The organism is Arthrobacter sp. JUb119, from assembly GCF_024807995.1.
Lineage (GTDB): Bacteria > Actinomycetota > Actinomycetes > Actinomycetales > Micrococcaceae > Glutamicibacter.
On the sequence record NZ_JANUFE010000008.1, the window covers coordinates 70,935 to 88,666 of the forward strand.

Genomic DNA, 17,732 nt, shown 5'->3' on the forward strand with positions numbered 1-17,732 from the left:
CGCTCTAATAGGTAAGTACCTTAGCGGCCCGGTTCAGGCGCAAGCCTTGGACTTGGGCCGCTACTGCGTTGTGGGGGAAGAAGATCTGCACTTCTCGTAAGTGCGCGAGAAATTTTGCTTTGAACTGGCGCTGATGTTTGTACTCTGAGCCGAATTGGGCTTCTAGCTGAGACCAAGTGACAGTAGTCGGCTTCGACAGGTTTCGCAACCGGTAGGAAAGCCATACATACAGATCCAGCCTCATTGCCGATCCCGCGAGCTCTCTCAATATCTGAGGGTGTAGTTTGACGGGGGATTTGATGGCTTCCTCATAGAACTGCTCTGACAGGGTAATCGTTGACCCCAGAAGCTGTTCCTGGTTGGGTACGTCCTTGGCCGAGAACCAGAGGTCATAACGGGATGCAATGTGGAAATTTTCTCCGGTGATATTCCATCTGGACTTCTGGTCACGTACATCTTCGATATTGATATTGGCGACGGCTAGCCGGTGCAGCTGATCTAGAACTCGTCGGCCTGAAGCACCGGATCCATTCATTCCTAGAGTGGCGAGGAATTGAGTCAGTGAGTCGCCTAGATAGAGCTGTCGCGACCGCGTGCGATAAGCCTCAGTAGTCATCCAGGTCATCAAATACCGGGGGATCACTCCGTATGGGTAGAGGCGTTGACGTGACCCGTCCTGAGCAGTCACCTGACCCGGCGTGAGAGTAAGGGTGAGGGCGTTGTTTCGCCGGACCCATTCTGGGGCGTCTTTGGGGTCTTTATAGGGCAATGAGAGCTGCGCCATGATCCGTGAAGCGTAGTGCCCTGAGAAAAGTTCTCCCTCAAGGTCACAGGCCAAATCAACTAGCCGAAGCTGGCGGTTGGTCATAAGCTCTGCTGCAGTTGACATGATGCGAAGTACTTTCTGTGGATAGAGCAAGTTATCCACGTGCAATCGGTGACGCCCGTATTTCAGTGGGTGTGGATATTTATTTGGGGGAGTTAATCCGCGTGATTCCAGGGATGCAGCACGTGCAATCGGTGACGCTTCATCTCAGTGAGGAGAGTTTTCCACGTGCAATCGGTGACGCTTAACCACGTGCAATCGGTGACGCCTGATCTATGTTTTGCCTAGTCAGTTCCGTCAAAATGAGAGGCCCATTTAAGTTAATTAACATGGGGGATTCTCATAAGTAGGGGCACCCGGTTCTGTGGATTCGTGGATAACGGTTCACATCAGTGATCCTCGCTCGACACCAGCACTTGCTAGACGACGTGCTAACCGTCGTTTGAGGACTGAGATCTTATCGCTGAGTTCGGAGCTGCTCATTGCCAGCTCATCGGCAAGCTTGTGGCGTTCTTTCGTAGTAGCCGATGTGTACTGTCCGAGGAGCTTAGCTTCGCTGACGCTTAAGGCATGAGTCTTGACTGACCATTCAAGTACGCGCATGACCTCAATCCATGGCGATCCAATGCTTTCTTCATGAGGACGGCACTCCATGGGATGAGCTTCCATTGGGGCACTAGTGCAGCTTTCAGAATGAATTGATTCTGCGATTTCGAAATCACCGTAAGTTTGCTCTGCCATGATCTGCGGCAGCTTCGCGCTGACTGAACGGGTGATTCTTTTCAGCATTTCCATTTGCAGATTTCCAGTCACGGAGGAGGTCCTCTGGAGCGGGTATGTCTTGATGGTTTCCCATAAAGCATGGACTGCGATGGTCAGCGCTTCGTCTTGCTGCCCAATGCTCTTCAGGTACCGCAGTCCTTTGCAGGTGCGTGCAGCGTTGACAGCCATGCCCTGGAAGTAATGCAGCAATGCTCTTTCGACTGTGCTGTTGCCACTCACAGCGTCCTGGAGGCAGTCATGCAAAGTCGCTTGGTCGCTATTAGAGAGAAAAGCCAAATACTCGTCTCCAGTGATAAACCCGGCGGTGCCATGGTCGGCATTTTCATGCGCGTGCTGCGCTTCCCATTCCAAGTTCAAGCGAGTGTTGATTCGGGTGATAGTACCCATGTGGATCACGTCCTTTCGTCATGATCCACGCTCCTCAGCGCCCCTAGATTCGAATCTGGATCACTCTGGATCCCAGCCATCAAGCTGCACTCTTCTGACTTGTATTTCCTGCTTCTGACTTGGGTCTTCTTGCAGTGAAAAAAATTTTGAAAATCATTTGACCGCTTTTGGTATTTCAGTGGGCTGTCTATAGGCAGAACTAGAAAATCTCGACAGGGGACCTCAATGAAAGATCAGGCTAGAGATGCCTCAGAGCATGCTAATTCGCCCTCTCTTGAGGACAATCTCCACTCCTTCTTTCAGCACAGCGAAGTGGTCATCAACGCCGAAGAGAGCTTAGAGAAACGAGTTGCCGATGTCTTAGAAAGCCCATTCAGTTCAGAGGCAGCAGAGGAACTGGCACGGTTCCTGATGTCAGAAGAAATGAAGCTCGGCCGAGAAGCAGCCGAATACATCCGAGAGGAGGGAAGACCATGAAAACCCAACGCAAAGCGAAGAAACCAAACGCTGGAATTTTCGCTCGGTTCAAGCGCGAAAAGGACTCAACCGATGGTGTGGCGGACCAGCAGGCTTCGGAAGTTATCCAAGGTGAACCTTGGACTCAGGGGCACAGCATCTCAAACAAGATGGTGTCAGGTCTGATTGTGGTCGGTCTATTGGCCTACCCATTCGTGTCATACCAAATCTCTGAAGGTATGTCCCCACCGGCTGCAGCTCAGGTAGTTGAGCAAAAGCCAGGAGTACCACCTGCCCTAGCTCAACAAGCACAGTCGATAGCCCAAGGTTTCGTTTCTTCCTGGTTGACCGCGACTCGGGATGATGCCTCACGGCTAGCCCGCTATACACAGACCACCAGTCTTCGACTTCCCAAAAATGGCTCGGAGATCAGAGAAGTTAGTGTGTCAGAACTTGGGCTCGTTAACGAATCGACGTTCCGAGTCACTGTTTCGGTTGAAGTGAAAGACCCGTCAGGGCAATGGCAGCCAAGGGCATTTGACGTGCTGCTCATCACCGCAGGGAACCAAGAATTATCGATTCTCGGGTTTCCTAGCGAAAGGGCGCACCCCGCTGCCAAAAGCAAGAAATTCGAAGGCTACTCAAAAGACCTATCGGCTAATAAGGCCGTCACGAGCTCAGTCGAAGGATTTCTGCAGTCGTATCTCAGCGGCAGCGGAGACCTCACGCGCTTCGTTGCCCCAGGCACAACCATTGCTCCCATTTCTCCAGCCCCTTACTCTTCCGCACGCATCGAGTATGTGGTCGGAGACAAAGAACCAGGAGAGAAGGCCACTGATGGGGATCTAATACACGTCAACGCGCGCATGCTGCTGACAAACAAAACCACCGAGACACTCGGGGATTTCCAACTGACCCTCACGGCACGAGCCGGCCGATGGGAAGTTTCCACTCTTGGGCTTGACGAAACCTTCGCTAAGGCCCAGACACCACGAAAGGAACCAAAACAATGAATCTCAACGAACTGAACGGTGCTCTGACATCCAACATTGTCGTCGGCAACGTTTTTGAAACCGTGAACTCCCTGTTCAACCAGGGCAAAGGAACAATCATCATCGGCGTGGGTGTGATCATCATCCTCATCTGCGGCGTCGTGTTCTGGCAGTCCAAGGGGTCTTGGGGCAAGACGCTCAGCGCCATGGTCTTGGGAGGTGTCATCGGCTGGTATGTCGTTGGCGGGTACTCAACCATTCAGGAAGAAGTGGAGGGCACCGTGCCTTCTGCAGCGCATTCTGTGTCCATCACCCACGCAACAGATGACCCTTCAGGTTCCTTGGGCTAAGGCCACGTCATGTCAGAAGAATCTCATCGGATAGTCACACGCTTTTACCGGGTTGTCCGTATCCCGATTATGATCGGGCGTCTTCCCAGCGGTGAAAAGATCATCGGCGGACCCTATACGGCAGCTCAGATCGTGACAGTCGCTGCGGTCAGCATGTTGCTCTACAAAAGCTACGCGCTGTGGCGGACTGACTCCCTCGGGATCAATCTGCTTCTCGCAGCTGGACTAGTCCTCGGCTCAGGAATTCTGGCAGGAAAGCTCGAAAAGCTCGATGGCAACCCTTTCGTACAGTTCGATGGGTTCTCCGGCGCAATCAACTCCCGGTACTTCAGCAGGCAGGGGACATACCGCGGGAAACCATTGAAATTCGATAAGCCGGCTCGGGCACGGGCACGCACCGTGCTCATCAACAGCAGCACTACTTCTCTCTATCAAGAGCTTGTGCCCGAACCGGCCCCAATCTCATTGCCGGAACCTACCCCGCCTGAAGTTCAACAGTCAGCTTCGCAGTCACCTATACAAGCTTCCAGCGCGTTGAAGCATCTTCTTGCTCAAACCGGCACTCACTAAAAGGAGTCTCAATCATGTCTAGGCGTATCCTCTCCTATACCGATCTCACTGAGAATCTTGCATTCACAGATACTGGTACCGTCTGGGCTACTTGGCGGTTAGAACCGCAGAAATATGGATACGCACCCTTTAAAAAGCGCTCAATGATCAAAAAGCTTCATGAGGACCTGTTCCAGAGCCTCCGGGGCGAATCAATGCTCATGGGCATCACGGCATCTCTTGACCCTTCAGCAATGGTCGAAGCAATGATCGAAGGCGTCGACCCAGAGCAGTGTCCGCACTGGTTCCATGAAGTCGCTAAAACCCTTGAATCATGGGATGACATCGAGTTCGGCACTCGTACTTTCTGGCTGTCCATTCCGTTGAAGTCTTCTTCCTTCAAAGAGACACTGCGTCGTCACGGCACTGTCCTGCGTCGGAAGTTCCACGACGCCCTAGCCCTTCCTGGTATGTCCCCGGACCTGAAACTTTTAGAATCCAGCAGCTTGTCGAGTACACAAGCGTTGAAAAACCTCCCGACGATGTTCCGCGCTCGGCCGGCCACCCCAGAGGAACATGTCTGGCTGGCGCTTCACCATATGCAGAGAGGGCTGTATTTAGACGAAGCTATCGGCCTGCACGGTCATGACAAATCCCTGGTTGAGGGCCAGGCACAGATCATTCCTGAACCTTGGATGGATCAGGGAGCGCAAACTGATCCGCGTGAAGAGAACAAAGACCGTATCTTCCGTCGTCGTTACATCAAAGTGGCAGCCAGCACCGAGCCTTCATACCAACAGGTCCTGGCTATCCGCTCCATGCCGCTCGGTGGATTCGAATTCCCTGGCGGCGAGTGGATGAGCGCCATTGACCAACTCGCGTTCCCAGTGGATTGGGTATGGCGATTCACCACGATCGATGCGCGTGAAGCAAAGAAACAGAATGCAACTAACGAATCACGCCTGAACGATCAGCGTGATCAGAGAACAGACGAATCGGTTACGGGGTCTAATGCTGAGCTCGATGTCCACCAGCGTGATTTGCAGTTGTACCAGCAAGCCCTGAGCCGCAATGAAAAAGAAGTCTCCATAACGCCGACAGTACTTTTGGCCGTCGGTGGTTCTTCGGCAGAGGAAGTAACGTCCTACGGTAAGCAGATCATCGACTTCTACAAGCAGATGGAAGTCGGCGTCGAGGCCCCTTTGCCAAAGCTCATGGAAGAGCTGTGGAAGTCCATGATGATCGGCACCCCGATGACTCCAATTGTCAAAGAATATGCGTTGCCACCCACCACCAGTTACGATCTGTCAGCATCAATCCCTATCGCTTCTGACTCATTGGGAGCTGAACGTGGACCAATGCTGGGAATCAATACCACTGGCGGCCGGCGTACTCCCGTTTTGCACGATATCGAAAGCGCCGTGATGGGTAATAAGTCTGGCTGTTTCGCTGTCGTCGCAGAACTCGGTGCCGGTAAAACCTTGACGCTCAAGAAGATCACAGCATTCGTTGCGGAACGTGGTGGACGTTATCTGGTGATCGATAAATCAGCGACTCATGAGTGGCTTTCCGTGGCTGGTGCATTAGATAAAAAGGGCATCCCAAGCACCGCAATCAACCTAGTTGAACCAGAGTATTCTCTGGATCCTCTACGTGTTTTCGGTGTTGAAGAAGGCGCCTCACATGTGGAGTCCCTAGCTGCCATGTTGATGAACATCTCTCCCTCAGACGAAATGGGGATCGTCCTCAATGAAATGCTCAATCCGGTTCATCTTGAAGAGCACGGGATCGATTCATTAGGAAAGCTCGTCGAATTCCTCCAGGGAGAAACAGATGATCCTGAACAGCGGAGATTGGGACGTACCATGCAGGCCTTCTCGAAGAAGAAGCAGGGCCGGGTCTTATTCGACGAGACATTGCCACCGCTCAACAAAGATGCGCGGGGAATCGTGTTTTGTACCTATGGTCTGGAACTTCCGTCTCCTGAAGAGCTCAGCCAAGGTTTCCTCTTCAAACAGCTCAGCTTGGAGAAAATCTACGGTCGGGCTTTGTATGCGCTCATCGCTAGGATCGCTCACCAGGTGTGCTTTGAAGACGACTCGGATCTTGCTCTTTTCATGGCTTCAGAGGCCCACCACCTCACCAGCAATCCTCAGGGACTTGAAATCGTTAACTCCTTCCTCCGCGAGGGGCGAAAGGCCAAAGCTGTTCTTGGGATGGATTCACACGATCCAGTCGAGTTCGGAGACAAACGCGGACTCATCCCGTTCCGTATCTTGATGCGCCACACCGATGAAGAAGAAGCAAAGAAGGGCCTAGCTTTTCTTGGACTTGATCCCGACGACGAGGAAAAAGTGGAGAAAGTGCGCGGATTCTCGCCCCAGCAAGCCGACGGAAAAATCGTTCCTGGGCGAGAAGGCGAAGCGATGATTATCGACCAGTCAGGTAACCACGGGGAAATAAAGGTCACTCTGCCAGCAGATCCTGAGATCGCTGCAGCCATCCTCACCACCCCACAAGCAGCACGAATCGGAGGTTAGAATGAAGCGCCTCTACATGCTTTTCAGTTTTGCGCTCCTTTTAGCCATCAGCAGCGTAGCAATCGGCGCGCCTTCGTCCTTGGCCGCGACGGCTCCTTCATATTCGACAGCAGCTACAAGTGAGGATTCTCCGCTCAGTACCCCAGCTGAGGGGGAGATCCCTGCCGACCCTATGAGCTCGCTGAAAGACTCACAAGGCGTACCAGCAGAAAAGTATCTCACTACTCCCGTCGACCGCGGAGATATTTGGCACCCGCGCCATGTCATCGACGGTTGGTTTATTGATCTGTTGTGGGGTCCCTACACGGGGTCCTTTAAAACGATGATGTGGTTGATCCACTTTGTCTTCTCGTTCACATGGGTCGATTGGCTAATTTCCCCTGTCAAGGGGATCTCCGACAACATCTCTGCAGTCGTGTCTCCCATCAAATCCAGCTACATCGGATTCGCAATGGCGCTTTCAGGCGCCGTCTACGGTATTGCTCTGATGCGTGGTAAGGCCGGAAGCGCGTTGATGAATATCGCCGTAACGATCGGAATACTCGTACTTCTGATGGGCTCATTGTCTAATCCGATGAACTCAGTATTCGGTACTGATGGAGCGTTCGATAAGTTCCGGAACGCAGGTAACGAAGTAGCCATCACCATCGCTACTAACGGAGAGCAAAATTCTGATAATCTCACGGCCAATCAAGTCATCACAGATTCAGTAGGTAGCAAACTCACTGACGTGATGCTCCGAGAACCTCTGCAATATGTAGCATTCGGTAAAACCCTCGATGGGAAATGCGCGGAAACGTTCACACAAAAGATCCAGGAAGTAGCTACTGGAGACGGTGCTGACACCCGCGTTCGTGATGCCATTTCTAAATGCGACCCACAGGCCAAAGCCTATTTAGAGACTCCGAACGGCACTCTGGACGTGATGGCTGGATCAGTCATGATGCTCTCGGGGATGCTAATTTTCGTGATCGTTTTCTTTGCCATTCTGGCCGGCGCGGTCCTGTTTCTTGCATGGCGCACGTGTGTTCTGCTGTATCAGCTGCTCATCGGTTTGTTGCCTGGAGGCGAACGAGGCGGCCTTTGGGAATGCCTGGTCATGGTCCTCTACGGACTGTTCCTCACTGGGTTCGCCCTCGCGCTCTTTGTCATTGTCCTTCTAGCTATCGTCGGCTTCCTAGATTTCCTGGCACCTCTGGGACGCAACAAATTCACGGTCGTGATGATCTTCACCGTTGTTTCTGCTGTTCTGTTGTTCAAATACCGTTCGTGGTTAGTAACAAGAGCTAAAAAGCTAGCTGAGCGGATGAAGAACACTCTCGGAGACCGTGGAGGCCAAAGCCAGCCAGTAAACGTTGGCGGCGCTATCTCTAAAGTGCGCAGTGCCGCTCACACGGTTTCAAATGTCGCATCCGCGAGGACTATGTCCCGCACCGCTCGATCAGCTGGCCAAAATTCTGATGCTCAGGCGTCTAAAGAAGCCCCATCAAAAATGCCTCAAGACGCTCCTGCGGGCACAGGACAAACTAACGAGCGTCGATCTCAAAGTAACGCACGGGGAAAGGTAAAAGCGGCAGCATTGCTAGCTGCCAAACGCGTACCTGGCGTAGGCACTGCAGTCACTGCAGCAACTGTGGCAGGAAAGGCTGCAAGCAAGGTGGGTAAAACAGTTAGCGCTGCTAAAACGCACGTATCTTCAGGACAGCTGAAGACTGACCTGAAGCAGCGAAAAGTAGACCGCTATCAAGGCCGTGAGGAGCGTTTTGAAAATAGCAAGAACCGTAAGCAAGAACGTGTCCAGCGATCGATGGATCGTGTCGACCGGAAACTGACCAATGCTCAGCGAAAGGATGCTCAACGTCCTGGCACTCCATCAACTCCAGAAAAGATGGAGAAGCTGACCAACAAGATGGCTGCAAAGACAACTAAATCAGCTCAAGTTGCTAAGCATATGCCGAAACGGCGTGAGCGCGTTCAGGCAAAGCTAGCAACGGCTCAGAAGGCACGTGATACTGCAGCACAAGTTGTATCGAAGCATAAAGCCAACGAAGAACTTCTGAAACAACGAGCTGAGCAACGTCGTGCTGCTCATACTCCCGAGCCTGTGAAAGTCAGCAGATGACCAATAACAGTGCCAAAAAGACCGGTGCTGGTCTTGGTATAGGGTGTCTCCTCATCGCCATCTTGTTGGCAGGGTCAGCACTTATTCTCCCGGTTGTGATGGTGGCCGGCTTCAGCGGAGCAGCCAAGAATGGGTCGGGGACGAACAATGACAATGGGCTCCAGTGCCAGGTTGGGGATGGGCCGAATGTAGTGAGCCCGGATCAGGCTTACACTGGCGAATGGCTCAACCCGCTCAAAGGGAAACTCACCTCGTCGTATGGTGGCCGAGTACACCCGATTCTAGGCATATTTCAAGTACATTCTGGGCAGGACATTTCTGCACCAGATGGCACCCCAATTTTGGCTGCGGCTGACGGCGTTGTCTCAATTGCAGGCAAATCGACTGGCGGAAATTCCGGCTATATGGTCGCGATTGATCATGGTGGTGGGGTCCAAAGTCGATATGTACATTCGTGGCCCAAGGGTATTCATGTCAAGGTCGGCGAGAAGGTCCAAAAGGGACAGCACATTTCTGATGTGGGAGCTTCAGGCAACGCCACTGGCCCGCATCTACATTTCGAGATTCGTATTAACGGGCAGCCGACTCCTCCCATCCCATGGATGAAGAAGAAGGGAGTGAATCTTGGGATTGACGAGACACAACAGGTCCAGACAGTTAATAATCAAGAAGAAAATCCAGATTCACCCAAGCAAGAAATTCCAGAGACTGGTGGAGGTTTGGCAGGGACATACCGACGTGCTGATGGGCAAAAATATGTGGCCGATGAGAAACAAGCCAAAAACCTTGCAGGAGTGATCAGCGCCGTTCGAAAGCTCAAAGGAAATGACCGGGCTGTGGTGATCACGTTGATGACCGTACTGCAGGAATCTAAGGGAAAAATTCTGGCGAATACTACAGTTCCAGAATCGTTAGGGTACCCAAACGATGGGGCAGGCCATGATCATGATTCAGTAGGGCTATTCCAGCAGCGTCCATCACAGGGATGGGGGCCGGTGAAGAGCTTAATGCAGGTGGAGTACTCCACTGAACAATTCATCAAGCGGCTCTTCGCAATAAAGAATTGGGAACAGTTTGGCCTTGGGGAAGCTGCCCAGGCAGTTCAGGTCAGCAAATTCCCGGATCTGTATGACAATTGGGAACCCGTAGCCACACAGATGCTCAAAGGTGCACCTGGTGGAGAAGCCCCGATCAACACCGAGTGCCCAGCGATGGGTGCAACAACATCACTCGCTGCGAATTCAACAGCAGATCTCACCGAAGTACGCAGTGCTTTAGTCGATGCCGCGAAAGAAGGCCTAGGTGGCTCTCATGTCCGAGGCGGACGAGAATTCAAAAAATGGGACGACGATGGCTTTGTCTACTGGGCAACTCAGAAAGCAGAGATCCGCGGGGTTCCATATGTCGACCCGTGGGCGGCCGGCCGCCAAACAGATGATTTAGCCCCCGGAGATCTCATCGTCATGGGCAAGGTTGCGCAAGGGAAATGGGACCAGGTTGGAATCATGATCGATCAACAAACAATGGTGACCGTAACTACCAAAGGAACAATCGAGGTGCCACTGCCAAAGAATCCGGTCGGCTATAGCCTAATACCTGAGTCGGCGACCCCAATCGTTGAGGAGGTTGAAGGCCATGAATAAGCGAGGATGGATTATTGCCCTAAGCGCAGTTGCAGCTCTCCTGCTTATCTGGCTAGTAGCTCCTAAAGATCACTCGCAGCAGTCAGAACCTTCTATGACCTGGGAAGTGGAATCACCAGCTCCCCAAGTAGATCCCACCAATCCGATTACTCCTCAAATCACGATGACGATTCACGGTTTTGTCGAGGGATACTACTCCTGGTCCTACCAAGATTCCTCGGCGGATGCTTGGATCGACCGCGCAGCTAAATGGTGCTCCAGTCAATACGCCAAAAAAATCCTGAAGGCCTACGGCCAAGGAGATGGCGGCAGCGCCTGGACCGAAATCCAAGAGACTCGGCAAGTATCTTCTGCTCAAAATTTAGAAATCTCTCAGTTGAGTCTGACCGACGACAAAGCAGAATTCTTGGTCTCTTTCGATCATGTCACCCAATCAGCAGAAGGCGACGGATACCGTGCTGCCAACAAAGTAATCGAACTCGTCAACACACGTGAAGGGTGGCTAGTCAATAGTTGGGCTGACTTCTCCGACGGACCAAAATTTGTTGACGAAGTCGCTCCAACAGATTCACCTGACGATCAATATTTCATTGGATAACCACTTTCCTGCATAGCTTCGAAACGCAACAGAGGCGCCCTCTTGGAAGAGGGCGCCTTACTTGTTGTTCTGCCTAGGAGCAAGCATCTATACAAACTCGCAGTACTCATAAGCCAGCAACTAGGTGCATAACAGTGATGAAAATAGTGAACTACCTAGATGACGAATTAGGTACGACCTACGTCAAGTCCTAGAGACATGACGATGTTCATAGCTTGGTTTCGGCTCCCACCGATCTAACTAAAATCACCGTTGGGATCGCAGTAAACCCCTTAGTGGAGCAACTAGGTAAGTAGATATGGATGCAACTAATGGCATCCACGAGAACACTCTGACCAAACGGCCTTTAGTAGAAAAGTAACCTGTTTCGCCAGCAAGAAACGAGCCGGCAGATCATCTCGTGCTGGGGAGGAAAACCATGCCTTAAACCTGGCAGGATACCTTGATTTTCTTCTCTAACTCTCTTGGCTGGTGCTGATTCATCGAATCAAAGAACCTCTACGAGAACCTAGTTTCGATGATATCACACCATGTCAAGTAGGAGTGCTGGAAATTCCAGATTTCCTCGTCTCTCACATGACCGATTTCGAAGTGTGCAAGGGCTATCCCCTGAGCATGAGAAATCAAATGTCATCCATGGCGCTGGAGACGCCAGACGAGTTCGCTCTCCTACCTCCACGTCGATATCGATTCGCCCAGGGAATGCTCGCCCTTGTCATCGCATCTCTAGTGGGGTGGGCCGTCGCAGAGATCCTTGGATACTCGATCAACGCAACTCTTGCCTTCAGCCTTTTGGGCATAGTTGTTGTTGGCGCGTCCGTACTTCATGGGAGGCGCCGCCGCAAAGACCGCATCATGGACGAGCTCGTACTGAGAACTTACGACGCTCTCGGTGCTAAACGAATTGACCGGAAACTGATCCGCTGCGATAAATGGACACGCTCGCTTTTGCCCAAACCAGCTGCGCTGCTTTTCCATCACAATCCAGTGACCTGGGACGGCAAACCTTTAGGACAGACCAGAGCAAATCTGGTGATCGGGCTTGCTCTTAAACCAATACTGCAAAAGTTGTTTCCAGCCATGGCCATCAAAATCGAGCCAGGGCCGCAGCCCTTCACGTTAGTGGCTTCATTACAAGACGTTGAGACTGAGCAAGAAGGTACCAGCGAGGAATCAGCCGATACCCGAGCACAGCTCGTTGCCTCCGAATTGTTCAAGGATCCTATGGAAGTCGAAACAACGGCGGACCCTGACGGAGTTGAAGAAGTGACTGTGAAGCATCACCAGGGCACTGATTTCGCCATGGCAGCACGGCGCAACAGGGTCGAGAGAATTTTCAATACCCGTGTCCCTGGGCATTGGCGTGCTCATTGGGACACCGTGGGAGACGTCGTCGTATTCAAACAACGCAAGGAGCTACCTTCAATGGTGAAAATCGATATTAGCTCATTCAAGCCGATCCTCACGCATTCCCAGTACACGGCTTTTGAAGTGCCTATCGCTGCAGCTGAAAATAACTTGGTCGTTACTTGGCGTCCCTACTTGCAGTCGCACGCATTGATTGTTGGCCCCACAGGATCAGGTAAAACCGTGATCCTGCACAATATGGCTATCGCATGCTCGCATGCAGGGCTTCGTGTGTGGGTTGTTGATGGAAAGCGCGTTGAGTTCCTTGGGTTCCGCTGGTGGCCCAACGTTGAGTTCATCGCGGCCAAGGTTCCGCATCAGATCAAGCTAATCCATGATGCCAAAAAGCTGATGGATGAGCGATATGACCTGATCGAAGACGGCAAGGCCTCGTTGGATGACTTCGAACCGCTGATCCTTATCATCGATGAAGTTGCTTCACTGGTGAAGCGCATTGAAAGCTGGTGGGCTGAACAAGGGTACAAGGGCAAACCGCCTGTCAAAGAATGGCTCTCAGATCTCGGACGTCTTGCACGAACAGCCAAAATTCACCTGGTACTCGGCTTGCAGCGTCCCGACGTCGAATTCCTTAACGGCGAAATGCGCTCAAATTTCGGTGCTCGATACTCCGTTGGCCGTTTGGATCCCCAGGGCGCGATGATGATGTGGGAAAACGCCGCTGTCGGAACGACTGTGGCACGCAGCAAGAAGGGTCGAGGATTCGCCACGACTTTGGATGGCGATGTGGTTGAATCTCAGTTCATCTACGCACCGAATCCAGACCCTGTCGCACCAGGGTTTGACCCAGCATTCGTTACAGCCGTGAGGCCTTCTCAAACCCGGTGGGGTATCAAACACATCGAAGATGTGCCGGACATTCAGATCGACATCGACGGCAAAGAGCAGCCTTCATTGCTGGACGATTATCTGGACGCAAAGATCATCGATGGACCGCATCCGAACTGGGTCAAGCATGAAGAAGGAGAAGGTCCCGCTGAGAACGCGGATGAAACCCCTGAGACAGTCGAAGAAACAGAGATCCTCGAATCCTGGCTACCTGGCGATGACAGCGCTTCTGATAGTGAAGATGACGATGCGAGCTTCGAAGGATTCTCCGATCAAACAATCTCCGTTGAACCCGCGAAACTCGAACCCGGCGACCTCGTTGAAATTGACGAAGACCTAGAACTTTGGGGCGTTGTCGAAGATGTACTCATTGATGAAGTGGGAGCGCAAATCGACTATCGCGCCATGAGCACCGGCGAGCCGGAAATGCTTGCTCTAGAACCAAGCGACAAGGTTCGGACACGTAAACCCGTTGACCCAGTAGTTGAAGACTAGGAGCAGCTCGCCATGGACAACAACAATGAAATGGATGCGCCAATCGCGATAATCGCGGTAATCAGCCTTGTGGGAATGATTGGAGTCGGATCACTGTTGGCCGGTGTTTTCACTCCAGTACGAGATTGGTTGCTGGAGAAGAAGATTGTAGTGACAACTCAGGAAGCATTGGTGTCCATCGACCAATGGGGGATTGGTCTTGATCTTCCTCGAATAGTGCTCACTGGCGCCGTGCTTCTAGGTGCGCTCGCTCTTCTCATCTCTGCCGGTGCTCGTCGTCGCAAAGGGGAAAAATAGCCCTGGTTCATTCAAGAGGCCTCCTGTCATCCATAACCTGGATGGCAGGAGGCCTCTATGGTGACGAGAAAATTCTTAGGCGCTCTTGTGACCGATTTCAGCAGATGCTGAGGCTATCCCTTTCCCGTATGGCAAACCACGACGAGGGGATGGAATCATGTGTCGAGATGATCGCCGCTGCCCAGGGCAGAATTGCACTAAAGCTCGCGAAGCACACAACAGGCGGCGCCGAGATAATCGAAAAATCAAGATGAACATTGAAGCGTGGGCAGGTAATGAAGAAAACCTAGACTTCAATGACGTCAAAGGAAAACCTGCAGACCAACTGAAAATCTGGGCCAAGGACCATGGTGCCCCTGCGGAAGTGCTCTTGGCAGGCACATATAGACCTGGAGTCGATGTTCAGAACGATAATCTTCATCGCCCCGCCCCGGAGCCGTTCAGAGACGGCGGCATGGCCGGTGGGTTTGCCGGTGGCGGGGCTGGGCTCGGAGGCGGTGGCCGAGGGGGTATGGGCGGCGGCCGCGGGGGCAATAGTGGCGATGCCGGTGATCCCGTGCAGGGCGGGAATAAAGAACCTCTTACGCTGTGTGGCATCACTGTGTCTGACAGTGATCGTAAATATGTTGAACCGGTCAAGGACCAGATCCAGGCTTTGGTTGACGTTCAAACCTCGTCGGGCACTTGGCAAGAAGGGGCTCTACTAAGGCGCGGCGAAACAATACGCATCATTGGCGAAGGAGTTAATACGACCAAGAAAATCAAGATCGGTCGAGACGATGAACATGGATACTTCAAGCCATTCTCCGACCTGGACCACTCGACGGCCGCGTTCTATGGTCAAGATAAAGCTCTGCAGCCAATCCACGAGGCGGCGGCTTGGCAATTCGCCAAAACCATGGGTCCTGAATACGCACAGTTGGTATCACCTTGCATCATTCGAGAAGTCGGTGGCCAATTGGGTTCGGTCTCGTATGGACAATCTGGGCGTGTTTCAAATAACACAGGAATCCCCTTGAGCGATCTTCCCAAAGACCAGGTCAATAATCTGGCCTTCTACGACGCGCTTATCGGACAGCAAGATAGGCATGGCGGTAACTTCATTGTCGATAACCGCGGAGTTGTGGGGATTGATCACGGATTCACTTTCGCCCGTAATCGAGACAGAGTCAATGCTTCAAAATTCCAACGCTATCGCAAGCAGCGTGAGCCGGAACTGACGCAAAATGAGTTCCAATTGCTTGTTAAGATCACCAAATCCGATGATTGTCTGGGTATGAAAAAAATCATCGGTGCTAAGCGCGCAGACTCGCTCAAACGTAGGGCGGAAGCGATGTTGAAATCAGGAAAAATCCTGTAGCTATCACTATCAACAGCAAACAATTTATGCTAATCTAGAATAGCATATAGAAAGGAGTGGACATGCTTACACTCAGATTTTTCGGTCTTCGCGATGGGGACCAGGATGAGGTCCTAGCCACGCTCACCCTCAACGACGACCTTACCCATGAGATTACCGGGAAGGCGCCGGATGTCATTGAGCTGGACCTCAACACCGTAGCTGCAGATGGTTCAGGATTTGTTTCTTTCTCAGAGAACCCAGTGCTCTGGGCTCGATCCATTCAGACAACAATCCGCGGCCCATATCTTTACACCAAGCTCGAAGAAGATACCTTCCCGGAAGCAGCCACAAAGTAGGCGAAGTAGCCTTCTGCTCTAGATTTAAGGACCCCTGACGATGCGCCCTCAACCTTGGCGAAACCTCGCGGACCCCCCTACCCTCTGGATTGATTTCCGAGGCCAGAGGGGCGTCATGCAGAACGGCAAACCAGTAATAGCCAAGGTTGGCGCGCGTCGCAAGTCACCCAATCTGCAGGACATCCTGGATACAGCTTTAGCCGAAGGCGCTCAACGAGTCATGTTCACAGGCAACGTCCCTGCAGCAGACCGCGGACAGCGTCACTGGCTCCTCGTTCAAACCCCTGGCTGGAATGGCCTCGGACACTGGATGGGAAAACCTGTCACGGGACGGTTTGAACACATCAATACCGGCCGACGGGTTGAAATTCGTACAGCTGCTGAATGGTTCGGCAATACTCCACTTACTCCGAATAAAGCCAAAGATGCCTGGACAGCTCTAAAGGTCATGATCGACGAGGCCTTTGAAGGTGCTCCAATTGCGCTGAGCCCAGCCGGTACAGGGACCAACCTTTGGGCCTTTTCTTTGCCACGCAATCTAGATCCCATTCACCTCACTGAAGATATCGCTGAGGAAATCCACCGCACTTCAGGCCAGCATCACTTGGAACATCTTGTTGCAGGGCCTTCATTTTCGAAACATGAAGACTGCATCCCCCTGGTTGATCCTACTAAGACACCAGAAGCCGATGAGTTTGCCTACGTGGATGCCAGATTCATGTACGCGGCCCTATGCCGCGAGCTGGGGACTGGCCCTGGAGTCAGACTCAATAGATCAGCTGCGAATGATCTCTTCGAGCACGAACCTTATGCACGCGGAAGGCTTCTCATCAAGTACACGGTTCCCGACACATGGAATCACGTGGGGATCTTTGGCGTGCAGCATCAAAACGCTGACGACGGCTGGTACTACCCAAATCGTCCGGGTGCCACAGCAGTCACATGGGCTGATACCTCTGAGATTCATGTAGCCAGGAAATTCGGGTGGCTCATCGAGCCTATCGAGGGTATCCGATTTGAAGGACACGCAGAGCGGAGCCGTAAAGACGCTGGCCATGGTCTAACCACCGCTCGACCGCTCGATACATTCGCCAAGCGAATTATCCGTGCTCGCGAATGGGTACAAAATGATGACGAGATGGATCCGACAATACGCGCTGCAGTAGCAGCTGCAATCCGAGCCATTCTGATTCAGACCATTGGTGCCTTTGCGTCTCGTGGCCGCTCCAAGTCGATTGTCACCGGCAGTGTGCAGGACCTACCGTCCTACGCTCAAGGTGAAGCCAAGCCCCAAGGAAAGCTCTGGGTCTACAAAGAGCGTCAACAGATGAGTGAGCGGAGTTACCAGTTCTATCACCCAGAGTATGCAGCCCAAATTTGGGCCAGAGGCCGTGCGCGAGTGCTACATTGCCCTACTTCAGATCGCAAGGTCATGGGCGGAGCCCTTAGCGTCGACCCTTCGACCCTTCTGGGCATCAATGGCGATGCTATCTACACGACGACTCTTCCAATTTGGTCGCTGCCAACAGCTGATGGAGGGTCCGATGACGGCCGTGTAGGGAGGATGCGTCTTCAAGGCTACTTGCAAGGTTCATATAAAGTCCCGACTACTCGTGAGGCCAGGAATAAGCTGCGCAAACAATCGTCTGAAGCAGGAGCTTTGTGGGAGCGCTCGTATAACGATTCGGAATTCGAGATTGCTGACGACGATGCCATTTACCAACCAGCTGAAGAGGCATAACG

15 protein-coding genes are annotated in these 17,732 nt (G+C 52.5%); 13 read left to right on the plus strand and 2 right to left on the minus strand.

Features of this window, described 5'->3' with window-relative positions; translation table 11 throughout:
• Positions 1–4: 4 nt before the first annotated feature.
• Both M2368_RS17200 and M2368_RS17205 read right to left on the minus strand, forming a co-directional pair.
• A complete protein-coding gene (locus M2368_RS17200; protein WP_133834573.1) occupies positions 5–889 on the minus strand; it encodes a replication protein RepA in 885 nt (294 codons plus the stop codon).
• 321 nt (positions 890–1,210) lie between these two features.
• Positions 1,211–1,996, minus strand: a complete 786-nt coding sequence (locus M2368_RS17205) for a hypothetical protein (RefSeq protein ID WP_133834574.1) — start codon at positions 1,994–1,996, stop codon at positions 1,211–1,213.
• Between the two features lie 225 nt (positions 1,997–2,221).
• Here M2368_RS17205 and M2368_RS17210 point away from each other — a divergent pair, with 225 nt between their 5' ends.
• From M2368_RS17210 to M2368_RS17270, 13 genes are all read left to right on the plus strand, one after another.
• Positions 2,222–2,473 (plus strand): hypothetical protein, encoded by a 252-nt coding sequence (locus M2368_RS17210; protein WP_133834575.1) that lies wholly within the window; start codon positions 2,222–2,224, stop codon positions 2,471–2,473.
• Positions 2,470–3,465: a conjugal transfer protein gene (locus M2368_RS17215; RefSeq protein ID WP_133834576.1), complete on the plus strand. Its 996-nt coding sequence runs from the start codon at positions 2,470–2,472 to the stop codon at positions 3,463–3,465. The genes M2368_RS17210 and M2368_RS17215 overlap by 4 nt, the downstream gene beginning before the upstream one ends.
• The gene (locus M2368_RS17220) at positions 3,462–3,794 is read left to right on the plus strand and encodes a hypothetical protein (protein ID WP_133834577.1); all 333 of its coding nucleotides are present in this window, start codon (positions 3,462–3,464) and stop codon (positions 3,792–3,794) included. The genes M2368_RS17215 and M2368_RS17220 overlap by 4 nt, the downstream gene beginning before the upstream one ends.
• Positions 3,795–3,803: 9 nt before the next feature.
• On the plus strand, positions 3,804–4,364 hold the full coding sequence (locus M2368_RS17225; protein ID WP_133834578.1) for a hypothetical protein: 561 nt from the start codon (positions 3,804–3,806) through the stop codon (positions 4,362–4,364).
• Between the two features lie 14 nt (positions 4,365–4,378).
• A complete protein-coding gene (locus M2368_RS17230; RefSeq protein ID WP_133834579.1) occupies positions 4,379–6,883 on the plus strand; it encodes an ATP-binding protein in 2,505 nt (834 codons plus the stop codon).
• Position 6,884: 1 nt separating this feature from the next.
• Positions 6,885–9,005 (plus strand): hypothetical protein, encoded by a 2,121-nt coding sequence (locus tag M2368_RS17235; RefSeq protein WP_133834580.1) that lies wholly within the window; start codon positions 6,885–6,887, stop codon positions 9,003–9,005.
• Entirely contained in the window at positions 9,002–10,648 is a 1,647-nt protein-coding gene (locus M2368_RS17240; RefSeq protein WP_133834581.1) for a M23 family metallopeptidase, read from the plus strand. Before M2368_RS17235 ends, M2368_RS17240 begins: the two co-directional genes overlap by 4 nt.
• Positions 10,641–11,246 (plus strand): hypothetical protein, encoded by a 606-nt coding sequence (locus M2368_RS17245; protein ID WP_133834582.1) that lies wholly within the window; start codon positions 10,641–10,643, stop codon positions 11,244–11,246. The genes M2368_RS17240 and M2368_RS17245 overlap by 8 nt, the downstream gene beginning before the upstream one ends.
• Positions 11,247–11,822: 576 nt before the next feature.
• On the plus strand, positions 11,823–13,994 hold the full coding sequence (locus tag M2368_RS17250) for a type IV secretory system conjugative DNA transfer family protein (RefSeq protein ID WP_133834583.1): 2,172 nt from the start codon (positions 11,823–11,825) through the stop codon (positions 13,992–13,994).
• Positions 13,995–14,006: 12 nt separating this feature from the next.
• Positions 14,007–14,291 (plus strand): hypothetical protein, encoded by a 285-nt coding sequence (locus M2368_RS17255; RefSeq protein WP_133834584.1) that lies wholly within the window; start codon positions 14,007–14,009, stop codon positions 14,289–14,291.
• Between the two features lie 250 nt (positions 14,292–14,541).
• Positions 14,542–15,651: a hypothetical protein gene (locus M2368_RS17260; protein WP_166650820.1), complete on the plus strand. Its 1,110-nt coding sequence runs from the start codon at positions 14,542–14,544 to the stop codon at positions 15,649–15,651.
• Between the two features lie 62 nt (positions 15,652–15,713).
• Positions 15,714–15,989 carry a hypothetical protein gene (locus tag M2368_RS17265; RefSeq protein WP_133834585.1) on the plus strand — a complete coding sequence of 92 codons (276 nt, stop codon included), beginning with the start codon at positions 15,714–15,716 and terminating at the stop codon, positions 15,987–15,989.
• A gap of 115 nt (positions 15,990–16,104) precedes the next feature.
• On the plus strand, positions 16,105–17,730 hold the full coding sequence (locus tag M2368_RS17270; protein ID WP_208294277.1) for a hypothetical protein: 1,626 nt from the start codon (positions 16,105–16,107) through the stop codon (positions 17,728–17,730).
• Positions 17,731–17,732: the final 2 nt, after the last annotated feature.

What these genes read in the sequence shown, in the direction of transcription:
- M2368_RS17255 (WP_133834584.1), top strand. Translation starts at nt 14,007, where the DNA reads ATGGACAACAACAATGAAATGGATGCGCCAATCGCGATAATCGCGGTA.
- M2368_RS17225 (WP_133834578.1), top strand. Translation starts at nt 3,804, where the DNA reads ATGTCAGAAGAATCTCATCGGATAGTCACACGCTTTTACCGGGTTGTC.
- M2368_RS17250 (WP_133834583.1), top strand. Translation starts at nt 11,823, where the DNA reads ATGACCGATTTCGAAGTGTGCAAGGGCTATCCCCTGAGCATGAGAAAT.
- M2368_RS17245 (WP_133834582.1), top strand. Translation starts at nt 10,641, where the DNA reads ATGAATAAGCGAGGATGGATTATTGCCCTAAGCGCAGTTGCAGCTCTC.
- M2368_RS17270 (WP_208294277.1), top strand. Translation starts at nt 16,105, where the DNA reads ATGCAGAACGGCAAACCAGTAATAGCCAAGGTTGGCGCGCGTCGCAAG.
- M2368_RS17210 (WP_133834575.1), top strand. Translation starts at nt 2,222, where the DNA reads ATGAAAGATCAGGCTAGAGATGCCTCAGAGCATGCTAATTCGCCCTCT.
- M2368_RS17265 (WP_133834585.1), top strand. Translation starts at nt 15,714, where the DNA reads ATGCTTACACTCAGATTTTTCGGTCTTCGCGATGGGGACCAGGATGAG.
- M2368_RS17230 (WP_133834579.1), top strand. Translation starts at nt 4,379, where the DNA reads ATGTCTAGGCGTATCCTCTCCTATACCGATCTCACTGAGAATCTTGCA.
- M2368_RS17215 (WP_133834576.1), top strand. Translation starts at nt 2,470, where the DNA reads ATGAAAACCCAACGCAAAGCGAAGAAACCAAACGCTGGAATTTTCGCT.
- M2368_RS17260 (WP_166650820.1), top strand. Translation starts at nt 14,542, where the DNA reads ATGAACATTGAAGCGTGGGCAGGTAATGAAGAAAACCTAGACTTCAAT.
- M2368_RS17220 (WP_133834577.1), top strand. Translation starts at nt 3,462, where the DNA reads ATGAATCTCAACGAACTGAACGGTGCTCTGACATCCAACATTGTCGTC.
- M2368_RS17240 (WP_133834581.1), top strand. Translation starts at nt 9,002, where the DNA reads ATGACCAATAACAGTGCCAAAAAGACCGGTGCTGGTCTTGGTATAGGG.
- M2368_RS17235 (WP_133834580.1), top strand. Translation starts at nt 6,885, where the DNA reads ATGAAGCGCCTCTACATGCTTTTCAGTTTTGCGCTCCTTTTAGCCATC.
- M2368_RS17200 (WP_133834573.1), bottom strand. Translation starts at nt 889, where the DNA reads ATGTCAACTGCAGCAGAGCTTATGACCAACCGCCAGCTTCGGCTAGTT.
- M2368_RS17205 (WP_133834574.1), bottom strand. Translation starts at nt 1,996, where the DNA reads ATGGGTACTATCACCCGAATCAACACTCGCTTGAACTTGGAATGGGAA.